Source organism: Shewanella sp. ISS20, from assembly GCF_056522965.1.
Map to the genome: position 1 here is coordinate 1,157,062 of NZ_JAWRZK010000001.1, position 20,744 is coordinate 1,177,805.

Sequence of the window (20,744 nt, forward strand, 5' to 3'; positions counted from 1 at the left end):
ACTGTTTAACATCCTAATGTAAAACACAACAATGCCAGTCATCACGACTGGCATTTTTTCGTCTCTTAAACCATGAGTTTCTGGCAAACATCCATGTTTAAGAAAATTAGCTGTTATAGCAAACAATAATCTTCGCCATCTTTGGCCGTGTATTGCTTGGCACTCTGCTTAATACCTTTGGTCTGAGTTTGTCCATGTAATAAGCTCACCCAAATATCACAGCCCTCACCGACTCGAGTTTGTAGCTGAATATCTTCGATGTTAGCAAGATCGCTCTGTCCCACTAAGCCTGCACTATCAAAACTTAATTCAACATGCACGGCACCAGTCTTTAATAAAATCGCACTAGGCGCTTCTTTATGACCGCATAATGCTACAAATTGTTGCGGCGCGACTAAACCACAGTGACTACCGTCTGCAAAACAAGCTAACAGGTGTTGATAGTAAACTAAGTAGCTAACGACCTGCTGATGACTTGAGCGAGTTAATGGACAATGAACATCTAAAAAAGCCTTAGCTTGAGCAAGTTTATCCTGCGGGGTTACCGACATGGCTTGACCGCTGCGCGATGAAACTCTTGATTGCGTTTGTTCTGAAGTTATTGTTGTTATCATGACCATATCCTCACCTTAAGTTGCCAGATTTTATTGTTACACGAGCTTTTGCTTGCTTAATTTGAAGTCTACGCCAAATTTCGCTACAATTTCACAATAAAAATTTTACAATGTGAATTTTACAAATGAAGACATCTACCAGCTTGATTCGTCAGTCACATTTCTTAGGAACTAAAATTCGAAACTTACGTAAGCGCAATCACCTGACCATAGAGGACTTATCATCTCGCTGTATCCGCGTTAACCCCAATGCAGCTCCTTCGGTGTCTTATCTGTCTATGATTGAGCGCGGTAAACGAGTACCTAGCAACGCTATGCTTGAAGTGATAGCCACCGTCTTTCAAAAAGATATCCATTGGTTTTTAGATGATATGCCGCAAACCAGCGACATCACGCCTAACAAGGGTCGCAAAGGTGGTATTACAGGCATGGCATTAGAGCCTAGTTTTTTATTTTCACAAGACATTCTACAAATCGCTATTCCAGAAATGTTATCGCAGACAGGTATTAGTGGGCGCCAATTTGCACATCTATTAATTCGTGCACATCAAGAGCACAATCAAAATCACTTTCCTGATATTGAAAGAGCGGCTGAATCCATAGGACTTAAAAATTTAGGATTAAGTGTTGATGAGTTATTTTCGCTCTGTATCGCCCAAGGACTTAACATTCGTTGGATTGAACATGCCTCGCAGTCATTAGGCAAAGAGTTAGGCCTACGGTCACAACAGATAATGACCTCTTATTTTGATCCGCCTCATACCTTATGTATCAATCCTTTATTAAAACAGTTTCCAACCCGTCTTAAATACGATTTAGCCGTACATATTGGTCATAGAGTGCTACATAACAATGAATCGAGTCCAAGCGTATTATATGTAGGCCGTAACCACTTACTTGAAGATGATGATAGCCAAACCTCATTGACTCCTAACGCTCAAGACATTTTACAAGCATGGCGAGATTTTGAATCGAGCTTCTTTGCTGGCGCATTATTATGCCCGAAAGTACCCTATCGCCAGTTACTAGACCGTCATGGCTATGAAATTAATATCCATGAAAAAATCGGTGTTTCAGCGTCTGTTGCCATGCGGCGAATGACGGTGGCCTCACCTTACCCTCACTGGCATTATTTTGATGCTTATGCACCTGGGAAATTAAAAGCTGTGTATCGTGGCAATGGGATCCCGCTCCCTTGGGGTAATATGCGAGAGGTTGCCGATCCTTGCCAACACTGGGCAGTGTTTAGAATGATTAACGCTGAAGCTAAAGGCTCAAGCGCCCAAATTTCTATTTTAAATGTTGATGATAAACCAAGAATTTATTGCTGTGAGTCATTACGGGTACAAGACATGGTGGGAAATCAGCACGTATTGTGCGCTGGCATTGATTTGAATCCAGCCATCGATGCGCAATCGGGTGATAGCCAAGAGATGGCCGCAGAATTACAGCGCTTATGTGTTGAACGTGGTGGCGAGAGTGCCATACCTGCCAACATCAAACGCAAACTCACCTCAGTGGCTAAGATACTCAATATTAACTGGATAGAAAGGGGCATAAATACCTCTGCAAAATTAATCTGTTCCAGGGGTAATGTCTGCCCTCGCCAACCGAGTTGCTATCATCAAGGTCATAGCCAGTGCCAAACTGACTGACAATCGCAATGAAAGCCTATGGATTAGACTGGGTTGTTGATATCAATAAAGACATGTTCAAGACCAAAGGTAGCGGCTAAATGCTCGCCTAAGGCCTCAATGCCATAACGCTCAGTGGCATGATGGCCCGCACCAAAATAGACGATATCGAGCTCATTGGCGGTGTGGAAGGTGCGCTCTGATGCTTCACCACTGATGAATGCATCAACGCCAAAACGTGCCGCGATATCAATATAATCTTGCGCGCCGCCAGTGCACCAAGCGACAGTTTTCATCGCTTTTTGATGATCGCCAAGCACAAGTGGTGCTCTAGCTAACCGCTCGCTAATATGCTCACCAAAGGCGACCGCAGACATTGCACTTGGCAATTCACCTTTCCACACTAATCCCTGAGCAACACCACTAATTGCCGCCATATTAGTTAAACCTAACACTTGCCCAAGTCTTGCATTGTTACCCAAAGTGGCATGACCATCTAATGGCAAATGATAAGCTAATAAATTGATATTGTTATTTAACAGACCTTGTATACGCTTTTGTTTTATGCCAACAATACACGGGTCTTCGCCTTTCCAAAAAAAACCATGGTGGACCAAAATCGCATCGGCCTTTTCAGCAATCGCTGCGTCAATTAACGCTTGGCATGCTGTCACACCAGTAACGATTTTTGAGATTGTCGCTTTACCCTCGATTTGCAAACCGTTAGGCGCGTAATCTTGATAATTGCTGATGCTAAGGAAGTCTTGTAAGTAATCCAGTAACTCTTGACGATTCATAGTGATAAACCTTAATAACATTAAGCCTATTGTACTAATAAAACGCCTAGGTTTCATTATTCATCAGCCAAGCCTGCACTTGCCACTATTGAATGTGTGACTGAAAAATGCCGCTATCCATAAATACACAATCGCCTAGGACCCAGGTTTCAAAGAAAGAAACCATTAATATAGCCAGCATCAATGGCCTCCATGCAAGATTATTCTCTTGGCTAAGTGCATATTACATTGCGATATCTACACGCACAGAGGATGGAAAATACACGACTCTCACTCTATCACCAGTAGCCAATGGCATCGCCGGGTCAGGAGTCTGAATGACCATCACTTCTTGGCCATCATCTTGCTTAATAAGTAATTCAATTAGCTGATAAGAGACCGTAAAGGCCTGATTTTGCTGATTGGCTAAACCACCACCAATTAATGCACCTAACACAGTCGCCACATCTTGACCGCTACCACCGCCAAATTGATGACCAATAACACCACCTAATAACGCGCCACCAAAGGTTTTCCACCCTAAGTGACTATCTTCCACCAGCTCACTTTGCGTTATCAATCGTTTAGATTGAATATCACCGTAAACAACTTTATTGACTGGGAGAGCTTGATCCCTTTGGTACACACTTTGCCCAAATGCTGCAAAACTCATCCATAAAACTAAAAGAATGAACATTCTAGGTTTCAACATAAGCTAATTTCCGCTAATTTATAATAAAGTCACCAAGGCTCGCAGACCTAATAGTGAACACCCTGTCTTATCTTGATCATCAATTAAGCTCTTTCCCTTCTCCAGAGCGGGCATTAACTGAACCTAATGGTTTGCTTGCTATCGGAGGAGATTTAAGTTGCCAACGTTTACTTAGCGCCTATTACCATGGCATTTTCCCTTGGTTCAATCAAGATGATCCTATCCTGTGGTGGTCTCCCGATCCCAGAGCCATTTTTATCCCCGGCGAGATACATATCAGTGCCAGTTTAAAAAAATCCCTCAAAAAACAATCCTGGCGTTTTACCATCAACCATAGCTTCAGTGATGTCATCAACGCATGCGCAGCCCCAAGAGCTAAACAGGCTGGAACTTGGATAAGTGAGCAGATTATTTCAGCTTATGAGCAATTGCATCATCAAGGACGTGCACATTCATTTGAGGTCTGGCAGCAAGACAGATTAATTGGTGGTCTTTATGGGATTAATATCGGGCAAGTTTTTTGTGGTGAATCTATGTTTCATACTGAAACCAACGCCTCAAAAGCCGCTTTAATCATACTGCAACAACATCTATTGCGCTTTAACTGCCAATTAATAGATGCGCAAGTAATGAACCCGCATCTGCAATCCTTAGGGGCAAGAACGATTAAACGCTCCGAATTCTTGCAGCAACTTTATAGATTAAGGCAAACCACTATATCTGCAGAATGCTGGCAACCGCAGGAGATTACTCTTGAACTCTGAAACCATGACAGTTGCCATAGGCATAAGCCAAATCTTTCCCTGCAGCTACCTAGCGAGCCAACAAGAGCAATTATTAGTTATCCAGCAGTCTGTCACCCCACAATTGTATGAACGTTTGATGGCGCTAGGCTTTAGGCGCAGCGGTCAATCTATCTATCAACCAAGGTGCCCTCAATGCTCCGCATGCCAACCCATACGAATAAATAGTCAACAATTTACGCCATCATCGAGGCAGAAACGTAATGTCCGTAAAGGCAGTGACCTTAGTTGGCAAATCAAGCATACCCCTTGTGATGATCATTATTCACTCTATGAAAAATACATCCGCTTACGCCATGCAGATGGTGCCATGTTCCCTCCAAGCCTGGAGCAATATCAGGATTTTTTAATATGCAATTGGTTAGAGCAGTTATACATTGAACTCTATGACGGTGACAAATTAATAGGGGTTGCAGTGACTGATTGCACTATGAATAGTTTATCAGCGGTTTACAGCTACTTCGATCCAGATTATGAAGCCTTATCTCCAGGAAATTTATTAATATTAAAACAGTTAGCCATGGCCAAACAGTTAGCAAAAGATTACGTTTATTTGGGTTACCAGATAGATGCTAACCGCAAAATGTGCTATAAACGCCAATTCCGTCCGTATGAAATACTGACAACACAGGGATGGGTGACGTCGGCAGAAATCTGATGTTCCGACGAGAGCCACAAGTGGCTTCTCCTGCTCACGCAGCGCTTTACAGCAGCGGCTTTTTGCGGCATGATACGCCCGTTTTTAATATTCGAAGGCTATGGGACAATTAATTAATGGCGAAAGAAGACAACATTGAGATGCAAGGCACCATTTTGGAGACCTTGCCAAATACAATGTTCCGCGTAGAACTGGAAAATGGTCATGTTGTGACCGCACACATTTCAGGCAAAATGCGCAAAAACTACATCCGCATCCTGACCGGCGACAAAGTTACCGTTCAGTTGACTCCATATGATCTGAGCAAAGGTCGTATCGTCTTCCGCGCACGTTAATTTCTACGCCACGCCTGCGAAATATCGTATTGTTAAACCCGGTAAAACCGGGTTTTTTTATTGCATCAGCAGGTTGGTAAAACAGTTGTTAAAATACGCTGTCATAAAAAAAGGTCGCCGAAGCGACCTTTTTTATTACCTATAATATTAGCTAGGTATTTACTCGTGAACTAACTATTGCCCATACAGGGACATATGCTAAATCTTATGCTGGGACTAAGGCTTCGACTTTTACTACAATCTCACCATTGATGGCATCTACAAACGCGGTGCCACCGGTCTCTAATGAACCGAATAAAATCTCATCCGCTAATGGGCGCTTGATTAATTCAGTGACCACACGAGCCATTGGACGAGCTCCCATGGTCTTATCGTATCCCTTTTCAGCTAACAGAGTTCTGGCTTCATCGGTTACTTCCAGTGTCACACGTTTATCATCAAGCTGTGCTTGCAACTCCACTAAAAACTTATCAACGACTTTAGCTATGATGGCCATATCGAGATGGTTAAACCACACTATCGCATCAAGTCTATTTCTAAATTCCGGTGAAAAGACCCGGTTAATTTCAGTCATCGCATCTAAAGTGTGATCTTGTTGCTGGAAACCAATGGATTTACGAATGGTTTCGTGCACGCCTGCGTTAGTGGTCATGACGACTGTCACATGCCTAAAATCAGCTTTGCGACCGTTATTATCAGTCAGTTTACCGTGATCCATTACCTGTAATAGCAGGTTATAAATATCCGGGTGAGCCTTTTCAATTTCATCGAGCAAAATCACACAATGAGGACTCTTGATCACGGCATCAGTAAGCAAACCACCTTGATCAAAGCCAACATAACCAGGAGGCGCACCTATCAAGCGTGATACCGCATGGGATTCCATATATTCTGACATATCAAAACGGATAACCTTCAGATTTAAGCACTTGCCTAACTGATTGGTGACTTCCGTCTTACCAACGCCTGTGGGACCGGCAAATAAAAAGCTGCCGACAGGTTTATTTTCGTGTCCTAAACCGCTGCGAGAGAGACGAATAGAAGCACTTAACGTTTCAATCGCCTTATCTTGACCAAATACTACCATCTTGAGATTTCGCTCAAGATTCTTCAGCATTTCTTTATCAGACATTGAAACCGATTTTTCAGGAATTCTGGCCATGCGCGAAATTATATATTCAATCTCGGCCTGTCCAATCGTCTTCTTACGTTTACTCAATGGCAGCATCACCATTCTAGCGCCCGCTTCATCTATCACATCAATGGCTTTATCCGGTAAATGACGGTCATTAATATGCTTAGCTGATAAGGTAGCGGCACTCACCAACGCGGCGTGGGTATAACGCACACCATGATGCTCTTCATACTTACTTTTAAGGCCTTGTAAAATCCGCGTGGTTTCACTAATGCTTGGTTCATTAACATCAATTTTTTGGAAGCGTCTAGCCAGAGCCCTATCCTTTTCAAAAATACTTTGATATTCCTGAAAAGTGGTCGAGCCCATACAGCGAAGTTTACCACCCGATAACAACGGTTTAAGTAAATTAGAGGCATCCATTACGCCACCAGATGCGGCTCCTGCACCTATAATGGTATGAATTTCATCGATAAATAAAATGGCATGTTTATCAGCCATTAATTCTTTTAATAAACTTTTAAAGCGTTTTTCAAAATCACCGCGGTACTTGGTACCCGCGAGTAACGCACCAAGATCTAGCGAATACACAGTAGCCTTTGCCATAATATCTGGCACGTTCTTATTGACTATCTGATACGCCAAGCCCTCAGCAATCGCCGTTTTACCCACTCCGGCTTCACCCACTAACAGTGGATTATTTTTACGGCGGCGGCATAAAATTTGAATCGTGCGTTCAATCTCCAGATCGCGACCAATCAAGGGATCGATACTACCCGCTAACACCGCTGCATTCAGATTGCTAGCAAACTGCGACAACATACTGTTATCTTCAGACTCTTCCGATTTTTCTTCACTGGCTGGTTCTTCATCAAAATTCATGTTTTCATCTTGCTTGTTAAAGCCATGAGAGAGGAAATTGACTACATCCAGACGACTGATATCGCTGCGACGTAAAAGATAAACGGCTTGTGATTCTTGTTCAGAAAAAATGGCGACTAATACGTTAGCACCAGTCACTTCTTGTCGACCAGAAGATTGCACATGAAATACTGCACGTTGCAGTACCCGCTGAAAACCGAGCGTTGGTTGAGTTTCGCGCCCTTCTGCATCTGATTGCGGGATCAGAGGAGTGGTTTGTTGGATAAATTGCTCTACATCAAGACGCAACTTATCAAGCTTAGCACCACAAGCGACTAAAGCTTCTTGAGCAGCTGGATTATCAATTAATGCCAGCAACAAATGTTCTACGGTCATATACTCATGACGCGCATCTCTGGCTTGCTGAAACGCCAGGTTTAAGGTGACTTCAAGATCTTTGTTCAGCATACGCACCCCCTAAAAAATGCCAAGACTTGTGCGGTTGACTACCAGATTTACGCTTTCTCAAAAGAACACAGTAACGGATGATCATTCTCTCTGGCAAATTGATTTACTTGCATCACTTTAGTCTCCGCAATATCAAAAGGATACATACCACAGACAGCTTTCCCTTGATGATGAACTGTCAGCATAATGTCTGTCGCTTTTTCATCAGTTAGGTTAAAAAACAACTTCAACACCTCAATGACAAAATCCATTGGAGTGTAATCATCATTATTCAGGATCACCAAATACATAGAAGGTGGTGTAACTTCAGCTATTTGAAGTTCCTGAAGCTTTTCAATATTTCCAACTTTTCCCATATTGCAATATTAGCCTCTAAAATTGGTTGCGACCAATTGATAAATAGAAATAAAACAGTTGTTACCCAATTGTTAACTTTTGCTTGACATCCAACAGGCCTGCTTTCATTCTGTTACTTAGGCGGAGAAAAAGGAACCGCTTACTAGGTTTTACTATTTTACTGGGAAGTAGACAATAGAAGGAAGTGGAAGTATGGCTAGCGGAACTGTTAAATGGTTCAACAACGCCAAAGGATTCGGGTTTATTTGTCCGGACGCAGGCGGTGAAGATGTATTTGCGCATTACTCAACAATCACTATGGAAGGCTATAGAACTCTAAAAGCAGGCCAACCGGTTGAGTTTGAAGTGGAGCAAGGCCCAAAAGGCATGCATGCTTCAGCAATATCACCTGTATTATAAGCATAGGTGCTTCCTCTTCACTGAGGAATGAACAGATAAAAAAGGCAGGTTATTCCTGCCTTTTTTATTATTTTAAATCAATCAAATAGATAATAGTTGATTGAGAATAGCACTAGGGCGCATCACAGCATTGGCTTTATTATCATCAAGACGATAATAACCCCCTAAATCTACGGTTTTGCCCTGAACACTATTAAGCTGCTCAACAATCGCCACTTCATTATCCACTAACGCTTGGCTTAACACATTAAAATCACTGGCTAAATCAGTATCATCCGTTTGTTGAGCCATGGCCTGCGCCCAATACATAGCAAGATAAAAATGACTGCCGCGATTATCAATATCACCGACTCTGCGCGTAGGTGACTTATTTTGTTCAAGGAAACGGCCGATAGCTATGTCGAGCGCTTTTGCCATAATCAGCGCCGAAGGGTTATCTGTGGTTTGACCTAAATGCTCTAATGAGGCTGCTAACGCTAAAAACTCCCCGAGCGAATCCCAGCGTAAATGGTTGTCTTGCACTAACTGCTCAACATGTTTAGGCGCGCTGCCACCAGCACCAGTTTCAAACAGACCGCCACCATTCATTAACGGCACAATAGACAGCATTTTAGCACTGGTGCCTAGTTCTAAAATGGGGAACAAATCGGTGAGATAGTCACGTAACACGTTGCCAGTCACTGAAATGGTGTCTAAACCCTCTCTAATTCGTGCTAAGGTCTGCAAAGTCGCCGCCACTGGCGCTAGAATTTTGATATCTAGCCCTTTGGTGTCGTGCTCTTTAAGGTATTTCTCAACCTTTACAATCAACTGACTATCATGAGCACGTTCACTGTCTAACCAGAAAATCGCGGGAGTTTGTGACAAGCGCGCACGGTTAACCGCAAGTTTTACCCAATCTCGAATAGGAGCGTCTTTTACCTGACACATGCGCCATACATCACCAGTGTCAACACTATGTTGCATAAGCACTTGCCCTTGACTATCAATCACTTTAACCACACCCGCGGATTGCATTTCAAAGGTTTTATCATGGCTACCATATTCTTCCGCTTTTTGTGCCATTAAGCCCACGTTTGGCACACTGCCCATAGTACGAGGATCAAAGGCGCCATGCTGCTTACAAAAATCTATGGTGGCTTGATAAACACCGGCATAACAGCGATCTGGGACCATAGCTTTAGTGTCTTTTGGTTGACCATCAGGGCCCCACATTTGACCAGAAGTGCGGATCATCGCTGGCATAGAGGCATCGATAATCACATCACTAGGTACATGCAAGTTGGTAATACCTTTATCGGAATTAACCATAGCAAGCGCAGGCTGCTTGCGATAAACCTCAGCTAAATCGGTCAAAATAGCGTTTTTGGTTTCTGTGTCTAAGGTTTCTAACTTGCTATATAAGTCACCAATGCCGTTGTTAACATCAACGCCAAGCTGCTCAATCACACCGGCGTACTTGGTCAGTACCTCTTGATAAAATACCGACACCGCATGACCAAAGAATATTGGGTCAGATACTTTCATCATGGTCGCTTTAAGATGCAAAGATAACAACACATCTTGCTCTTTAGCCTTGGCGATTTCTTGCTGATAAAACGCGATTAACTCACGCTTACTCATCACCGCGGCATCAATGATTTCGCCAGCAAGCACCTTTACTGGCGCACGCAAGGGTTGCTGCTTGCCTTGGTGTTCAAAAATAATTGAAACTGAATCATCCTTGGCAAGAGTGACTGATTGCTCACTGCCATAAAAATCGCCAGACTGCATATGAGCCACATGAGTCGCGGATGTTGATTGCCATGCGCCCATGCTATGCGGATGTTTGCGCGCATAATTTTTTACAGACAAAGGCGCGCGGCGATCAGAATTGCCTTCACGCAATACGGGATTAACCGCACTGCCTTTAATCTTGTCATAGGTTATCTTGATGGCTTGTTGCTTGGCATCTTGCGGATCATCAGGATAATCAGGTAATGGATAGCCTTGTTGTTGTAATTCTTTAATGCAGGCTTTTAATTGTGGTTCAGAAGCACTGATGTTGGGCAGCTTGATGATATTGGCTTGCGGTAACGTCGCTAATTCTCCTAACAGGGCTAAATCATCAGGGATTTGCTGCTCTGGCGATAAATACTCAGCAAAATTAGCAATAATCCGACCAGATAAGGAAATATCGCGAGTCTCAATGTGAACACCGGCTTTATGAGCAAACGATTGAATAATCGGGAGTAATGAATATGTCGCTAATGCTGGAGCTTCATCGGTCTGGGTATAGATGATTGTCGGTCTTGTTACGTCCATTTTACGTCCTACTTTATTATAATGATTTCCTGAGGGCGGCCACATAAAGCACTTGTTAGCTTTCTTTACGTTTGACACTCATTGCCAACCAACCGCCCAACGTTACTTCACAAAAAACATTAAATATCAACTAAAGTCACAATTACAGCCCACATCATAGAGCATTCAAGGCAAGATTCAAATTCCACTCATCATCAATCACAAGTAAACTATTAACAAACCGAATGACGATAAATCGCAGTGACAGTCTCAAACTCTTGGAAAAAACGCATCAATAAGCCCGCAACTCAGTCGACTAAACGATCCTTGACGACAACAAGCGCGGGTAAAGCGCGCGCTACGGCTAAAAAACCGCGGCGGCCACGGGCGGCCAATCCCATCATAGTGTTATTCAATAAACCCTTTGATGTACTTTGCCAATTTACCGATGAAAACGGCCGAAAAACATTAAAAGATTATATTGATATTGCTGATGTCTATGCGGCTGGGCGACTCGATAGAGACAGTGAAGGCTTATTATTACTCACCAATGATGGGCTACTACAGGCAAAACTCACCCAACCCAATAAAAAAACATGGAAAACTTATTGGGTACAGGTTGAAGGTGAACCTACTGATGATGCGATTAACGCTTTGTGTCAGGGCGTTGAACTTAAAGATGGCATGACCTTACCTGCCAAAGTTAAGCTGATAGCAGAACCTAATATCTGGCCAAGAACACCCGCGGTGAGAGAGCGCAAAGCCATCCCCACTCGATGGCTGGAAATTAAAATTTGTGAAGGTCGCAACCGCCAAGTCCGCCGTATGACGGCACATGTAGGGTTCCCGACATTAAGGCTGATTCGAGCTGCCATTGGTGAATATCATTTACAGGATTTAGCTAACGGCGAATTTCGCGTCTTAACTCATAACGACACTGATGTGGGCATTAACATTAATGCCAACGTTAAAGGTTAACTCATGACAGAACGCTATCGCCCCAATGTGACGGTTGCCTGCGTCATTTATTGCCAGCAGCACTATTTAGTCGTAGAAGAAATAATTGATGGCGAGCAGCGATTTAATCAACCCGCAGGCCACCTTGAAGCTCATGAGAATCTAGAGCAGGCCTGTTGCCGCGAAGTGTTTGAAGAAACGGGGCTTAAGATTAGTCCAAGTCATTTAGTCGGTATTTATCAGTTCAGTGCCAGTCCTGAACTTGCTTTTTTGCGCTTTACTTTTGCGCTTGAACTCACTGAGATGACAGTGCCTGCGCCGCAAGACTCACAAATTCGCGCCGCCCATTGGCTTGATTATGCCAGCATAGTGGCACTTAAGGATAAGCTGCGTAGTCCCTTAGTACTCAAATCCATCGATGATTTTCGCCAAGGGCAACACATCGACTTATCGCTCCTTAACTGTGATGACTTAATCTAACCCTTATGTCCACATCATGTTTAACAGCCAACACTTAGCGCCAAAGATATTGCCCGAACACTGAGCTCGGATATCAGAACAGCTCGCAATAGCCGTTGCCAGCAAAGCATGCTAGAATATGCCACCGTTTTTATTGGCTTTAACCACTCATTTGCGCCAGTCAATAAGGCTTAAGTTTCACCGTAAACGTAAGCACTAGCGCTAAGATTAATGCCACTAAACTTTGTTTATTGATTTATTTTTCAGGTTTGATTTCATGACAGAAAGCACTTCAACAAAACCCCTTAAAGTCATTGTCGGTATGTCCGGCGGTGTTGACTCATCGGTATCTGCCTATCTTCTGCAGCAACAGGGTTATGATGTCGAAGGCCTGTTTATGAAGAACTGGGAAGAAGACGACACCGATGACTATTGCGCCGCCACTGACGATCTTAAAGATGCGCAGGCCGTGTGTGACAAACTTGGTATTAAGCTTCATACCGTCAACTTTGCCGCTGAATATTGGGACAATGTTTTTGAATATTTTCTTCAAGAATACAAGGCGGGTCGTACGCCTAATCCCGATATCATGTGCAATAAAGAAATCAAATTTAAAGCATTCTTAGAGTTTGCTGATGATATTCTCGATGCCGATTATATTGCCATGGGTCACTATGTGCGCCGCCATGATAGCCAAGGTCATACCCAGATGTTGCGTGGTGTTGATGGCAATAAAGATCAAAGCTATTTCCTATATACCTTAAGCGAGCAGCAAGTCGCTCGCAGCTTATTCCCTGTGGGGGAATTGGAAAAGCCTGAAGTACGCCGTATCGCTGAAGAACAAGGCCTAATTACTGCCAATAAGAAAGACAGTACGGGTATTTGTTTTATTGGTGAACGTAAGTTTAAAGATTTTTTAGCGACTTACCTTCCAGCCCAACCAGGCAACATTGAAACCCCAGAAGGCGAAGTCATTGGTCGCCATGAAGGCTTGATGTACCACACCTTAGGCCAGCGTAAAGGCTTAGGCATTGGCGGCATGAAAAACAGCAATGATGACCCTTGGTATGTGGTCGATAAAGATGTTGAGCGCAATGTGTTAATCATAGGCCAAGGCCATGAACATCCGCGTCTGATGTCTGTTGGTATGGAAGTCAACCAACTGCATTGGGTCGATAGCAAAGGTCCTAGCGATGGTGCGCGTATTAGCGTTAAGACCCGTTATCGCCAGCAAGATGTGGCTTGCCAAGTACATATATTGGATGAAGGCCGCATTAGCGTTCGTTTCGACCTCCCAGTGAGTGCCGTTACCCCAGGCCAATCTGCTGTGTTTTATGATGGCGAAGTTTGTCTTGGTGGCGGCATTATTGACGCGTTAATTAAAGAATAAATCACAGTGAGTGACGCCATCATGGAACGTATTCAGGCCTTTGCGGGCCTGCTTCAAGCGGTCGCAGAAGTTCAACACTTATCTCGCCACGGTGAATCCGATAAAGAGATGTTGGCCGCCAGCCTCAACAGCATTTTGGTCACCAACCCAGAGTCGGTGGCCGATGTCTATCCCGATAAATTTTCTCAACGCCGTGGCATGCAGCTCATTCAGAGCCAATTAGGTGAGCAAGGCAATAAAGATGTCGAGCTTACACGCTATTTAATCGGCATTTTGGCATTAGAGCGAAAATTAAGCCGCAATCCAAAAGCCTTAGGCATGTTGGCCGAGCGGATTAATCAAGTCGGAAGACAACTTCACCATTTTGCTATTACTGATGAGCAGGTTATTGCCAATTTAGCCTCGATTTACAGTGATATCATCAGCGAATTAGGGCCTAAAATACAAATAACAGGTAACCCTAACTGTCTGCAGCGTCCCTTGGTGCAACAGAAAATTCGTGCCCTACTCTTGTCAGCTATGCGTAGCGCTGTGTTATGGCGACAACTAGGTGGCAAACGTCGCCATCTAGTATTTGCCCGCAAAGCGATGGTTAATGCGGCAACCCAATCTCTTTCCCTTTAATGTTTATTTAGGTTCACCAAGGAGCTTTTCATGGAACTATCCGCACTAACTGCTATCTCCCCTGTAGACGGTCGTTATGGTAGTAAAACCGCCTCACTTAGAGGGATTTTCAGCGAGTTCGGTTTGACCAAATACCGTGTTCAAGTTGAAATCAACTGGTTAAAGCTGTTATCAAGCTGCCCAGAAATCACCGAAGTTCCGCCGTTCAGTGAAACCGCGTTATCCCTGTTAGATGCGATTAAAGATAACTTTAATGAAGCTGATGCGCTGCGCGTGAAAGCCATTGAAGCCACGACTAACCATGACGTTAAAGCGGTTGAATATTTCATTAAAGAAAAAATCGCAGGCAACGCTGAATTAGTCGCCATAGACGAATTCGTTCACTTTGCTTGTACCTCTGAAGACATTAACAACTTATCTCACGGCTTAATGTTAACTGAAGCCCGCGAGCAAATTGTTCTGCCTTATTGCCAACAATTAGTTGTCGGTATCAAGAAGTTAGCCAAAGACTATCGTGACGTGCCATTAATGTCGCGCACCCATGGCCAGCCAGCGACCCCATCGACATTGGGCAAAGAAATGGCTAACGTGGCAGTGCGGTTAGAGCGTCAAGTGAAGCAAATTAAAGCCGTTGAAATCATGGGTAAAATTAATGGTGCCGTAGGTAACTACAACGCCCACATTTCAGCATACCCAGAAGTAAACTGGCATGAACTGTCAGAGCGCTTTGTTACCAGCTTAGGCTTGCATTGGAATGCTTATACCACTCAAATTGAGCCGCATGATTACATTGCTGAGTTGTTTGATGCTATCGCGCGCTTTAACACCATCTTAATCGACTTTGATCGCGATATTTGGGGTTATATTGCTCTGGGTCACTTCAAGCAAAAAACCATTGCTGGTGAAATTGGCTCATCAACCATGCCGCATAAAGTTAACCCAATCGACTTTGAAAACTCAGAAGGTAACTTAGGTATCGCCAATGCCATTATGCAGCATTTAGCCGCTAAGTTACCGCTGTCACGCTGGCAACGCGATTTAACTGACTCAACTGTCTTACGTAATTTAGGCGTAGGTATTGCCCATGCGTTGATTGCTTATCAATCAACGCTAAAAGGCATGAGCAAGCTTGAAGTCAATGAAGCGAACCTGCGTAACGAGTTAGACCATAACTGGGAAGTATTGGCTGAACCAGTACAAACAGTAATGCGTCGTTATGGCATTGAGAAGCCATATGAAAAACTGAAAGAGTTGACTCGTGGTAAGCGTATTGATGCTGAGCAACTGGCTCAATTTATCGATGGCTTAAATCTGCCTGACGCGGTTAAAGTTGAATTAAAAGCGATGACACCCGCAAACTATATTGGCCGTGCAGCACAATTTGTTGACGAGCTATAATAGAGTGTCCTAACCCATTGGCGGCAACCTTAGGGTTGCCGTTTATGTTTTTCAGTGCCAGTTCTTGGCCTCTTGTATTGGTAAATCCATCTATGTATCAACTCCATCTCGATAAAGCTGACTTCCTGAGTCAATACTGGCAACAACAACCTACGGTCATTCGCCAAGGGTTTACTAACTTTGTTGATCCCATCGAGGCCGATGAACTGGCTGGTTTAGCGATGGAAGAAGAAATTAGCTCACGACTTGTGTTTACCGAAGGTGACAATTGGCGCATACAGCAAGGTCCTATCACTGACTTTAGCCAGTTAGGCGAGCAAAATTGGCAGTTATTGGTGCAAGCGGTTAATCATTTTGCAGAGCAAACTCACCCGTTTTGCGACAGTTTCCGTTTCCTGCCTGATTGGCGCTTTGACGATCTGATGGTGTCATTTGCTATGCCAGGCGGCGGGGTTGGTCCACATATTGATAATTATGATGTATTCATCATTCAAGGCAGTGGCAGCCGTCGTTGGACCGTAGGTCCTTTAGGTCAATATCAACAACGCAACAATGATGCCAACAGCCCATTGATTGAAGATTTTGAGCCTATCATAGATACAGTGTTGGCTCCTGGAGATATTTTATACATTCCACCAGGATTCCCGCATCGTGGTTTCACCCTCGAGCCATCCATGAGCTACTCCATGGGCTTTAGAGCGCCATCACAGCAAGAATTGTTAGGTGAACTCGCGGACTATATGCTTGATAACCATTTAGGCCAGCAGCGCTTTGTGTCAAAAAGTGAAACCTTACCAGCCGCAATCTTAAGCGAGCAGCAGCAACAGGGGATCATGCAACTAGTTGCTGATTTAGCAACCGATCCGCGTCAATATCAGTCAGTGCTTGGACGCTTACTTAGCCAAAGCCGTTTTGATCTTGATATTAACGAGATGGAGCCTGAACTCACTGAAGATGAACTAGATGATGCCATCGCAGATGGTGCAACGCTGCAGCGCATTGGTGGCTTAAAGGTATTATTGCTTGAACATGATAATCAGTTGCGACTGTTTGCCAACGGCGATATTTTCCCATTGCCACAAGCGACTCCAGAGCAATTGAGTCAATTGGCCGAAGCTCGCTGTTTAAGCGCTGAGCAACTGACCTTACTGTGTGAGCAAGATGCGATTAAAGCCTTATTATTATCTTGGATAAACGCTGGCTATTATTATTTGACTGAATAATAACATGGTGGATGCTAACGCTTGCTGTTAACGCAATGCAGACCCATTGAGATCAGCATCACTGCCAACCTACATAAAAAGACAGAAGCCTAAGCTTCTGTCTTTTTTGTTATATAAAGCAATAGGCTAAGCCCATAAGGCCTCATCGTTTTGCATCAGATATAAGCTCTGGGCTCTTGAAATCAATAAGTTGGCAAATTTAGCTTGGGTTTTATCGCGCACAGCGCCCGAGCGAATGAGATTCTCAGCCTTTAATTGCCAATTGAGTGAAAAATGACGTAGCACTTCGCGGGGATTGGCCGCTGCGCCAACTTCAACCACATCCGTAGGTAAGTCACCAGAAATAACCCAGTAGGTTTTTTTAGCCGGTTTAGAGGTTTCCATTTTCCATACAGCAACATAAGGCGCAAGGTAGCGACTCTGATCGACCAGTACCTTACCCGGAATAATGCCTTTTTCGGCTAAAAATCGATTGGCCTTTTGAAATTGTTCACGGATCCAAATTTCACGCTGTTGCTCTAACGCTTGTTGTTGCTCAGGCGTTAATGTTTCCGGCACTGCAGATTTATCAGTCATCACACATTCCTTACTGCTTTTTATTTTGATAACAACATACTGCCTCAAGCCAGCGCCTGCCGCAACAAAACAGACACAAGCAAACCTCATTTAATCGCGTAAGTAATCAAGTCATTGATGAAGTTGTTAATGCTGTATAAATATGGCAAATAAAGTTGCCGCAAAAAGTGCCAACCAGTTATCTTTGGGCTTGGTGCGACATTAGCAAAATGTTATCGTTAAGCAAATTCACAACAATCGTCTATCTGTAGGCATTTCACCACAGGGGTATTATCAGTGGCTGTTTTTAATCATGTTTCTTATGATGATCATAAAGAAGTCGTTTTCTGTCACGACCAAGCCAGTGGCTTAAAAGCCATTATTGCCGTTCATAACACTAATCTTGGTCCAGCCTTTGGTGGCTGTAGAATGTGGAACTATCAAAACGATGATGACGCCCTTAATGATGTCTTGCGTCTTTCCCGTGGCATGACCTATAAAAATGCCTTGGCCGGATTGGCTATGGGTGGCGGTAAATCTGTCATTATCGCTAACCCTAAGATCACCGACCGTGAAGCCCTATTTAAGGCTTTTGGGCGTTTTGTTCATAGCTTAGGTGGCCAATATTATTCAGCTGAAGATGTTGGTGTTAGCCCTAAAGATATTATGATTGCCCGTCAAGAAACACCCTATGTAGCTGGATTAGAAGGTAAAAGTGGTGACCCCTCCCCCTTTACTGCACTTGGCACTTATTTAGGCATTAAGGCGGCCAACAAGCATAGAAATGGTTCCGATAGCTTGGCTGGACTTAAGATTTCAGTCCAAGGCATAGGTCATGTGGGATACCATCTGTGTCGCTATCTGCATAACGAAGGCGCCAAACTGATTGTGACAGATATCAATCAAGCCGCGCTAGCGCAAGTAGCAGCAGAATTTGACGCTAAAGTTGTCGCTCCGCAAGATATCTATCATCAAGAAGTGGATGTGTATTCACCCTGCGCGCTAGGTGCCACTCTAAATGATACGACCCTGCCATTGTTGAAAGCCGGAATTGTGGCAGGTTGCGCCAATAATCAATTGGCTGAATTACGCCATGGTGAACAGTTAAAAGCTATGGGTATTCTTTATGCTCCAGATTATGTAATTAATGCTGGCGGGATTATTAACGTCTCCTTTGAAAATAACTATGATGCCGCGCTATCAACGGAAAAAGTGAAGCAGATTTATCAAACCCTAGAAACTATTTTCGTTCAAGCTGACGCACAAAACCGTACTACTAATTCTGTAGCCGATGAGATGGCACGTAAAATCATTAACGCCGCCGCTTAAGTGTTAGCGCGAGTAATTAATAGTCTTTAACTTTCTAGTCATTTAAGTTAAAAACACTATCTAGCGCTTCGATGATGGCCATAGTAAACCTATGGCCTTTTTTATGTCTAGCTTGCCACAACACACAGCCATAGTGGTTCTATCAACATTGCCCTAGTGCCGCTTCAGAATAAATATTTCACAATCATGGCGACCGACTGAAGTCTTTGCTTGAATTAAATCAATACCTAAAAGCTAAGGATTGTGTATGGTTTACTTTGATTATTTTATCAATCAACAAGCACTGAAAATTGAGGCTAGCAATTGGTGTGGACTTGAAAGAGTACTGCTTAATGGCAAAGTAGTCTCATCAAAATTTAATTTCACGGACCAAAGCCAACACAATTTTGAACTCTTAAACGGCCAACAATGCTCATTGACCTTACACCTTGACCCCGTTAGCCAGCAATTGCGTTGCCGGATTTATAAAAACCAACATTTATTAACTAGCTTACTCCCAAGTGCTGAGCATCTTAAAATGAGTCAAAAGCAAACCAAACAAGTCATGGTCATCAGCTCATTACTCGTACTGTTGACCATGATGTCACTCATGCCATGATATTAAATTTGCTATGCCACTTGCCATCTTGTGGAAGTGGTTTAGTGGTTTAGTGGTTTAGTGGTTTAGTGGTTTAACATAGCTTAAGCTGCTTACCATCAATACATACTTGGTAGGCTTGACTGTAGTCACCACTACCCGCCGTAGACGTTGTAATAGTTAATTGTGACCGGGCAGCATTAAGGGCCGTTTTAGTAATGAAGCCATCGCGGCTAATCACCAGCCCAGATGCTAAGTCACCGACATTAAGATCTTGATATAAAATCACAGTCATAGTTCCAATCGAGCGAGGCTCATACTGACCTTCACTGACCACCACACTCATACCATTATTCAGCGGCATAGATTGAGAAAAAAAAGCCGCTTCAGTATTTGACTCACAAGGTGTGTCGCTTACGTCTGTTGCCGCTAAAGGTGCGACGCTCAACACAGTAATCAAGCCAAAAAACACTCCCCGAATTGATGAAGAAATAGGAGATACTTTACGAGCAGGTTCTATTTTGCAGAGAGATAACATAATCGACGTCCATGTTGATAGTGAAATGATTGAAATAAAGCTTAGGCGATAAAGAAGTAAAGGTGACAAAGCAGAAGCTCAACTAATCATAGCGATAGATAAAAACGGGCGTAATATCAGCCTTATTTGTTCACTCATTTAGCGCCACACTATTTCAGTGAGCGATTGATTTTACTTAATAAGGCAATTAATTGAGTTTGCTCTTCTGCGGACAAACTTAGTAAATATTTTTGATTCACTTTGTCAGCCTCATACACCAAATCTTGCTCAAGCGCTTTAGCTTCAACGGTTAAAAATATTTGAAAGGTGCGACGATTGTCGGCTTCTTGATGACGAGTGATGTAGCCCAGCAGCTGTAACTGATCCAATAAACGCGTCATCGTATAGTTAGCGACATCGCAGCGTTTCGACAGCTCAGTTTGACTAATACCTTCTTCCTGCCATAAAGCGAACAGCACAGGCCAAAGCTTAATATCTAATTGATAGCGTTTTAAGCGCTCATCCAATTCATGTTGAAGAGCCACATTAAGGTGACTAATCAAATATCCAAGGTGTTCATAATGCTTCAAAAGTCACCTCCTATCATGTTGCGGCTAACGAGAATTGTCGTTACCAACCAGACCTACATTAGCCAGACAAGTCCTGTGCCTAATTTAATA

22 protein-coding genes are annotated in these 20,744 nt (G+C 43.4%); 13 read left to right on the forward strand and 9 right to left on the reverse strand.

All coding sequences use genetic code 11. The annotated features are described in order from the left end of the window. Positions 1-113: 113 nt before the first annotated feature. Positions 114-614: an aldolase/citrate lyase/malate synthase family protein gene (locus tag AC1HDP_RS05255; protein ID WP_479637931.1), complete on the reverse strand. Its 501-nt coding sequence runs from the start codon at positions 612-614 to the stop codon at positions 114-116. A 125-nt stretch (positions 615-739) separates the two neighbouring features. Here AC1HDP_RS05255 and AC1HDP_RS05260 point away from each other — a divergent pair, with 125 nt between their 5' ends. Further along, on the forward strand, positions 740-2,269 hold the full coding sequence (locus tag AC1HDP_RS05260) for a DUF3612 domain-containing protein (RefSeq protein WP_479637932.1): 1,530 nt from the start codon (positions 740-742) through the stop codon (positions 2,267-2,269). Between the two features lie 23 nt (positions 2,270-2,292). On the opposite strand, the gene AC1HDP_RS05265 is transcribed toward AC1HDP_RS05260, so the two are convergent. Next, positions 2,293-3,045 (reverse strand): Nif3-like dinuclear metal center hexameric protein, encoded by a 753-nt coding sequence (locus AC1HDP_RS05265; RefSeq protein WP_479637933.1) that lies wholly within the window; start codon positions 3,043-3,045, stop codon positions 2,293-2,295. Positions 3,046-3,268: 223 nt separating this feature from the next. Next, positions 3,269-3,736, reverse strand: coding sequence for an outer membrane lipoprotein (locus AC1HDP_RS05270; RefSeq protein ID WP_479637934.1), 468 nt, complete (start codon positions 3,734-3,736; stop codon positions 3,269-3,271). A 53-nt stretch (positions 3,737-3,789) separates the two neighbouring features. Here AC1HDP_RS05270 and aat point away from each other — a divergent pair, with 53 nt between their 5' ends. From aat to infA, 3 genes are all read left to right on the forward strand, one after another. Further along, positions 3,790-4,500: a leucyl/phenylalanyl-tRNA--protein transferase gene (gene aat / locus AC1HDP_RS05275; RefSeq protein WP_479637935.1), complete on the forward strand. Its 711-nt coding sequence runs from the start codon at positions 3,790-3,792 to the stop codon at positions 4,498-4,500. Further along, a complete protein-coding gene (locus AC1HDP_RS05280; RefSeq protein WP_479637936.1) occupies positions 4,490-5,197 on the forward strand; it encodes an arginyltransferase in 708 nt (235 codons plus the stop codon). The genes aat and AC1HDP_RS05280 overlap by 11 nt, the downstream gene beginning before the upstream one ends. Before the next feature lie 116 nt (positions 5,198-5,313). Beyond that, entirely contained in the window at positions 5,314-5,532 is a 219-nt protein-coding gene (gene infA / locus AC1HDP_RS05285; RefSeq protein ID WP_026959988.1) for a translation initiation factor IF-1, read from the forward strand. A 205-nt stretch (positions 5,533-5,737) separates the two neighbouring features. Here infA and clpA read toward each other — a convergent pair whose 3' ends face one another. Together clpA and clpS are read right to left on the reverse strand one after the other, a co-directional pair. Further along, entirely contained in the window at positions 5,738-7,996 is a 2,259-nt protein-coding gene (gene clpA, locus AC1HDP_RS05290; protein ID WP_479637937.1) for an ATP-dependent Clp protease ATP-binding subunit ClpA, read from the reverse strand. A gap of 47 nt (positions 7,997-8,043) precedes the next feature. Beyond that, the gene (clpS, locus tag AC1HDP_RS05295; protein ID WP_140932818.1) at positions 8,044-8,352 is read right to left on the reverse strand and encodes an ATP-dependent Clp protease adapter ClpS; all 309 of its coding nucleotides are present in this window, start codon (positions 8,350-8,352) and stop codon (positions 8,044-8,046) included. A gap of 193 nt (positions 8,353-8,545) precedes the next feature. On the opposite strand from clpS, the gene cspD reads away from it, so the two are divergent. Further along, positions 8,546-8,752 carry a cold shock domain-containing protein CspD gene (cspD, locus tag AC1HDP_RS05300; RefSeq protein WP_140932819.1) on the forward strand — a complete coding sequence of 69 codons (207 nt, stop codon included), beginning with the start codon at positions 8,546-8,548 and terminating at the stop codon, positions 8,750-8,752. Between the two features lie 81 nt (positions 8,753-8,833). Here the strand turns inward: cspD and AC1HDP_RS05305 are convergent, their stop codons facing one another. Beyond that, a complete protein-coding gene (locus AC1HDP_RS05305; protein ID WP_479637938.1) occupies positions 8,834-11,056 on the reverse strand; it encodes an NADP-dependent isocitrate dehydrogenase in 2,223 nt (740 codons plus the stop codon). 240 nt (positions 11,057-11,296) lie between these two features. On the opposite strand from AC1HDP_RS05305, the gene AC1HDP_RS05310 reads away from it, so the two are divergent. The 6 genes from AC1HDP_RS05310 to AC1HDP_RS05335 all read left to right on the forward strand — a co-directional run bounded on the left by AC1HDP_RS05310 (position 11,297) and on the right by AC1HDP_RS05335 (position 17,086). Next, on the forward strand, positions 11,297-12,013 hold the full coding sequence (locus AC1HDP_RS05310; RefSeq protein WP_479637939.1) for a pseudouridine synthase: 717 nt from the start codon (positions 11,297-11,299) through the stop codon (positions 12,011-12,013). 3 nt (positions 12,014-12,016) lie between these two features. Continuing rightward, positions 12,017-12,472, forward strand: coding sequence for an NUDIX hydrolase (locus AC1HDP_RS05315; RefSeq protein WP_479637940.1), 456 nt, complete (start codon positions 12,017-12,019; stop codon positions 12,470-12,472). 256 nt (positions 12,473-12,728) lie between these two features. Then, positions 12,729-13,841: a tRNA 2-thiouridine(34) synthase MnmA gene (gene mnmA, locus AC1HDP_RS05320; protein WP_479637941.1), complete on the forward strand. Its 1,113-nt coding sequence runs from the start codon at positions 12,729-12,731 to the stop codon at positions 13,839-13,841. 6 nt (positions 13,842-13,847) lie between these two features. After that, a complete protein-coding gene (hflD, locus tag AC1HDP_RS05325) occupies positions 13,848-14,465 on the forward strand; it encodes a high frequency lysogenization protein HflD (protein WP_140932823.1) in 618 nt (205 codons plus the stop codon). Positions 14,466-14,495: 30 nt separating this feature from the next. Further along, positions 14,496-15,863 (forward strand): adenylosuccinate lyase, encoded by a 1,368-nt coding sequence (gene purB, locus AC1HDP_RS05330; protein WP_479637942.1) that lies wholly within the window; start codon positions 14,496-14,498, stop codon positions 15,861-15,863. 92 nt (positions 15,864-15,955) lie between these two features. Next, positions 15,956-17,086 carry a ribosomal protein uL16 3-hydroxylase gene (locus AC1HDP_RS05335; RefSeq protein ID WP_479637943.1) on the forward strand — a complete coding sequence of 377 codons (1,131 nt, stop codon included), beginning with the start codon at positions 15,956-15,958 and terminating at the stop codon, positions 17,084-17,086. Positions 17,087-17,212: 126 nt separating this feature from the next. On the opposite strand, the gene AC1HDP_RS05340 is transcribed toward AC1HDP_RS05335, so the two are convergent. Continuing rightward, entirely contained in the window at positions 17,213-17,662 is a 450-nt protein-coding gene (locus AC1HDP_RS05340; RefSeq protein ID WP_479637944.1) for a DUF4826 family protein, read from the reverse strand. 276 nt (positions 17,663-17,938) lie between these two features. Here AC1HDP_RS05340 and AC1HDP_RS05345 point away from each other — a divergent pair, with 276 nt between their 5' ends. Together AC1HDP_RS05345 and AC1HDP_RS05350 are read left to right on the forward strand one after the other, a co-directional pair. After that, positions 17,939-18,970, forward strand: coding sequence for a Leu/Phe/Val dehydrogenase (locus AC1HDP_RS05345; RefSeq protein WP_140932827.1), 1,032 nt, complete (start codon positions 17,939-17,941; stop codon positions 18,968-18,970). Between the two features lie 247 nt (positions 18,971-19,217). After that, a complete protein-coding gene (locus AC1HDP_RS05350; protein WP_479637945.1) occupies positions 19,218-19,568 on the forward strand; it encodes a hypothetical protein in 351 nt (116 codons plus the stop codon). Between the two features lie 73 nt (positions 19,569-19,641). On the opposite strand, the gene AC1HDP_RS05355 is transcribed toward AC1HDP_RS05350, so the two are convergent. Continuing rightward, positions 19,642-20,085, reverse strand: coding sequence for a PliI family lysozyme inhibitor of I-type lysozyme (locus AC1HDP_RS05355; RefSeq protein ID WP_479637946.1), 444 nt, complete (start codon positions 20,083-20,085; stop codon positions 19,642-19,644). 149 nt (positions 20,086-20,234) lie between these two features. Beyond that, positions 20,235-20,654 (reverse strand): MarR family winged helix-turn-helix transcriptional regulator, encoded by a 420-nt coding sequence (locus AC1HDP_RS05360; protein ID WP_479637947.1) that lies wholly within the window; start codon positions 20,652-20,654, stop codon positions 20,235-20,237. Between the last annotated feature and the right edge of the window lie 90 nt (positions 20,655-20,744).

What these genes read in the sequence shown, in the direction of transcription:
- AC1HDP_RS05340 (WP_479637944.1), bottom strand. Translation starts at nt 17,662, where the DNA reads ATGACTGATAAATCTGCAGTGCCGGAAACATTAACGCCTGAGCAACAA.
- purB (WP_479637942.1), top strand. Translation starts at nt 14,496, where the DNA reads ATGGAACTATCCGCACTAACTGCTATCTCCCCTGTAGACGGTCGTTAT.
- infA (WP_026959988.1), top strand. Translation starts at nt 5,314, where the DNA reads ATGGCGAAAGAAGACAACATTGAGATGCAAGGCACCATTTTGGAGACC.
- AC1HDP_RS05265 (WP_479637933.1), bottom strand. Translation starts at nt 3,045, where the DNA reads ATGAATCGTCAAGAGTTACTGGATTACTTACAAGACTTCCTTAGCATC.
- mnmA (WP_479637941.1), top strand. Translation starts at nt 12,729, where the DNA reads ATGACAGAAAGCACTTCAACAAAACCCCTTAAAGTCATTGTCGGTATG.
- clpA (WP_479637937.1), bottom strand. Translation starts at nt 7,996, where the DNA reads ATGCTGAACAAAGATCTTGAAGTCACCTTAAACCTGGCGTTTCAGCAA.
- AC1HDP_RS05270 (WP_479637934.1), bottom strand. Translation starts at nt 3,736, where the DNA reads ATGTTGAAACCTAGAATGTTCATTCTTTTAGTTTTATGGATGAGTTTT.
- cspD (WP_140932819.1), top strand. Translation starts at nt 8,546, where the DNA reads ATGGCTAGCGGAACTGTTAAATGGTTCAACAACGCCAAAGGATTCGGG.
- clpS (WP_140932818.1), bottom strand. Translation starts at nt 8,352, where the DNA reads ATGGGAAAAGTTGGAAATATTGAAAAGCTTCAGGAACTTCAAATAGCT.
- AC1HDP_RS05355 (WP_479637946.1), bottom strand. Translation starts at nt 20,085, where the DNA reads ATGTTATCTCTCTGCAAAATAGAACCTGCTCGTAAAGTATCTCCTATT.
- AC1HDP_RS05335 (WP_479637943.1), top strand. Translation starts at nt 15,956, where the DNA reads ATGTATCAACTCCATCTCGATAAAGCTGACTTCCTGAGTCAATACTGG.
- AC1HDP_RS05350 (WP_479637945.1), top strand. Translation starts at nt 19,218, where the DNA reads ATGGTTTACTTTGATTATTTTATCAATCAACAAGCACTGAAAATTGAG.
- AC1HDP_RS05255 (WP_479637931.1), bottom strand. Translation starts at nt 614, where the DNA reads ATGATAACAACAATAACTTCAGAACAAACGCAATCAAGAGTTTCATCG.
- AC1HDP_RS05260 (WP_479637932.1), top strand. Translation starts at nt 740, where the DNA reads ATGAAGACATCTACCAGCTTGATTCGTCAGTCACATTTCTTAGGAACT.
- AC1HDP_RS05315 (WP_479637940.1), top strand. Translation starts at nt 12,017, where the DNA reads ATGACAGAACGCTATCGCCCCAATGTGACGGTTGCCTGCGTCATTTAT.
- AC1HDP_RS05305 (WP_479637938.1), bottom strand. Translation starts at nt 11,056, where the DNA reads ATGGACGTAACAAGACCGACAATCATCTATACCCAGACCGATGAAGCT.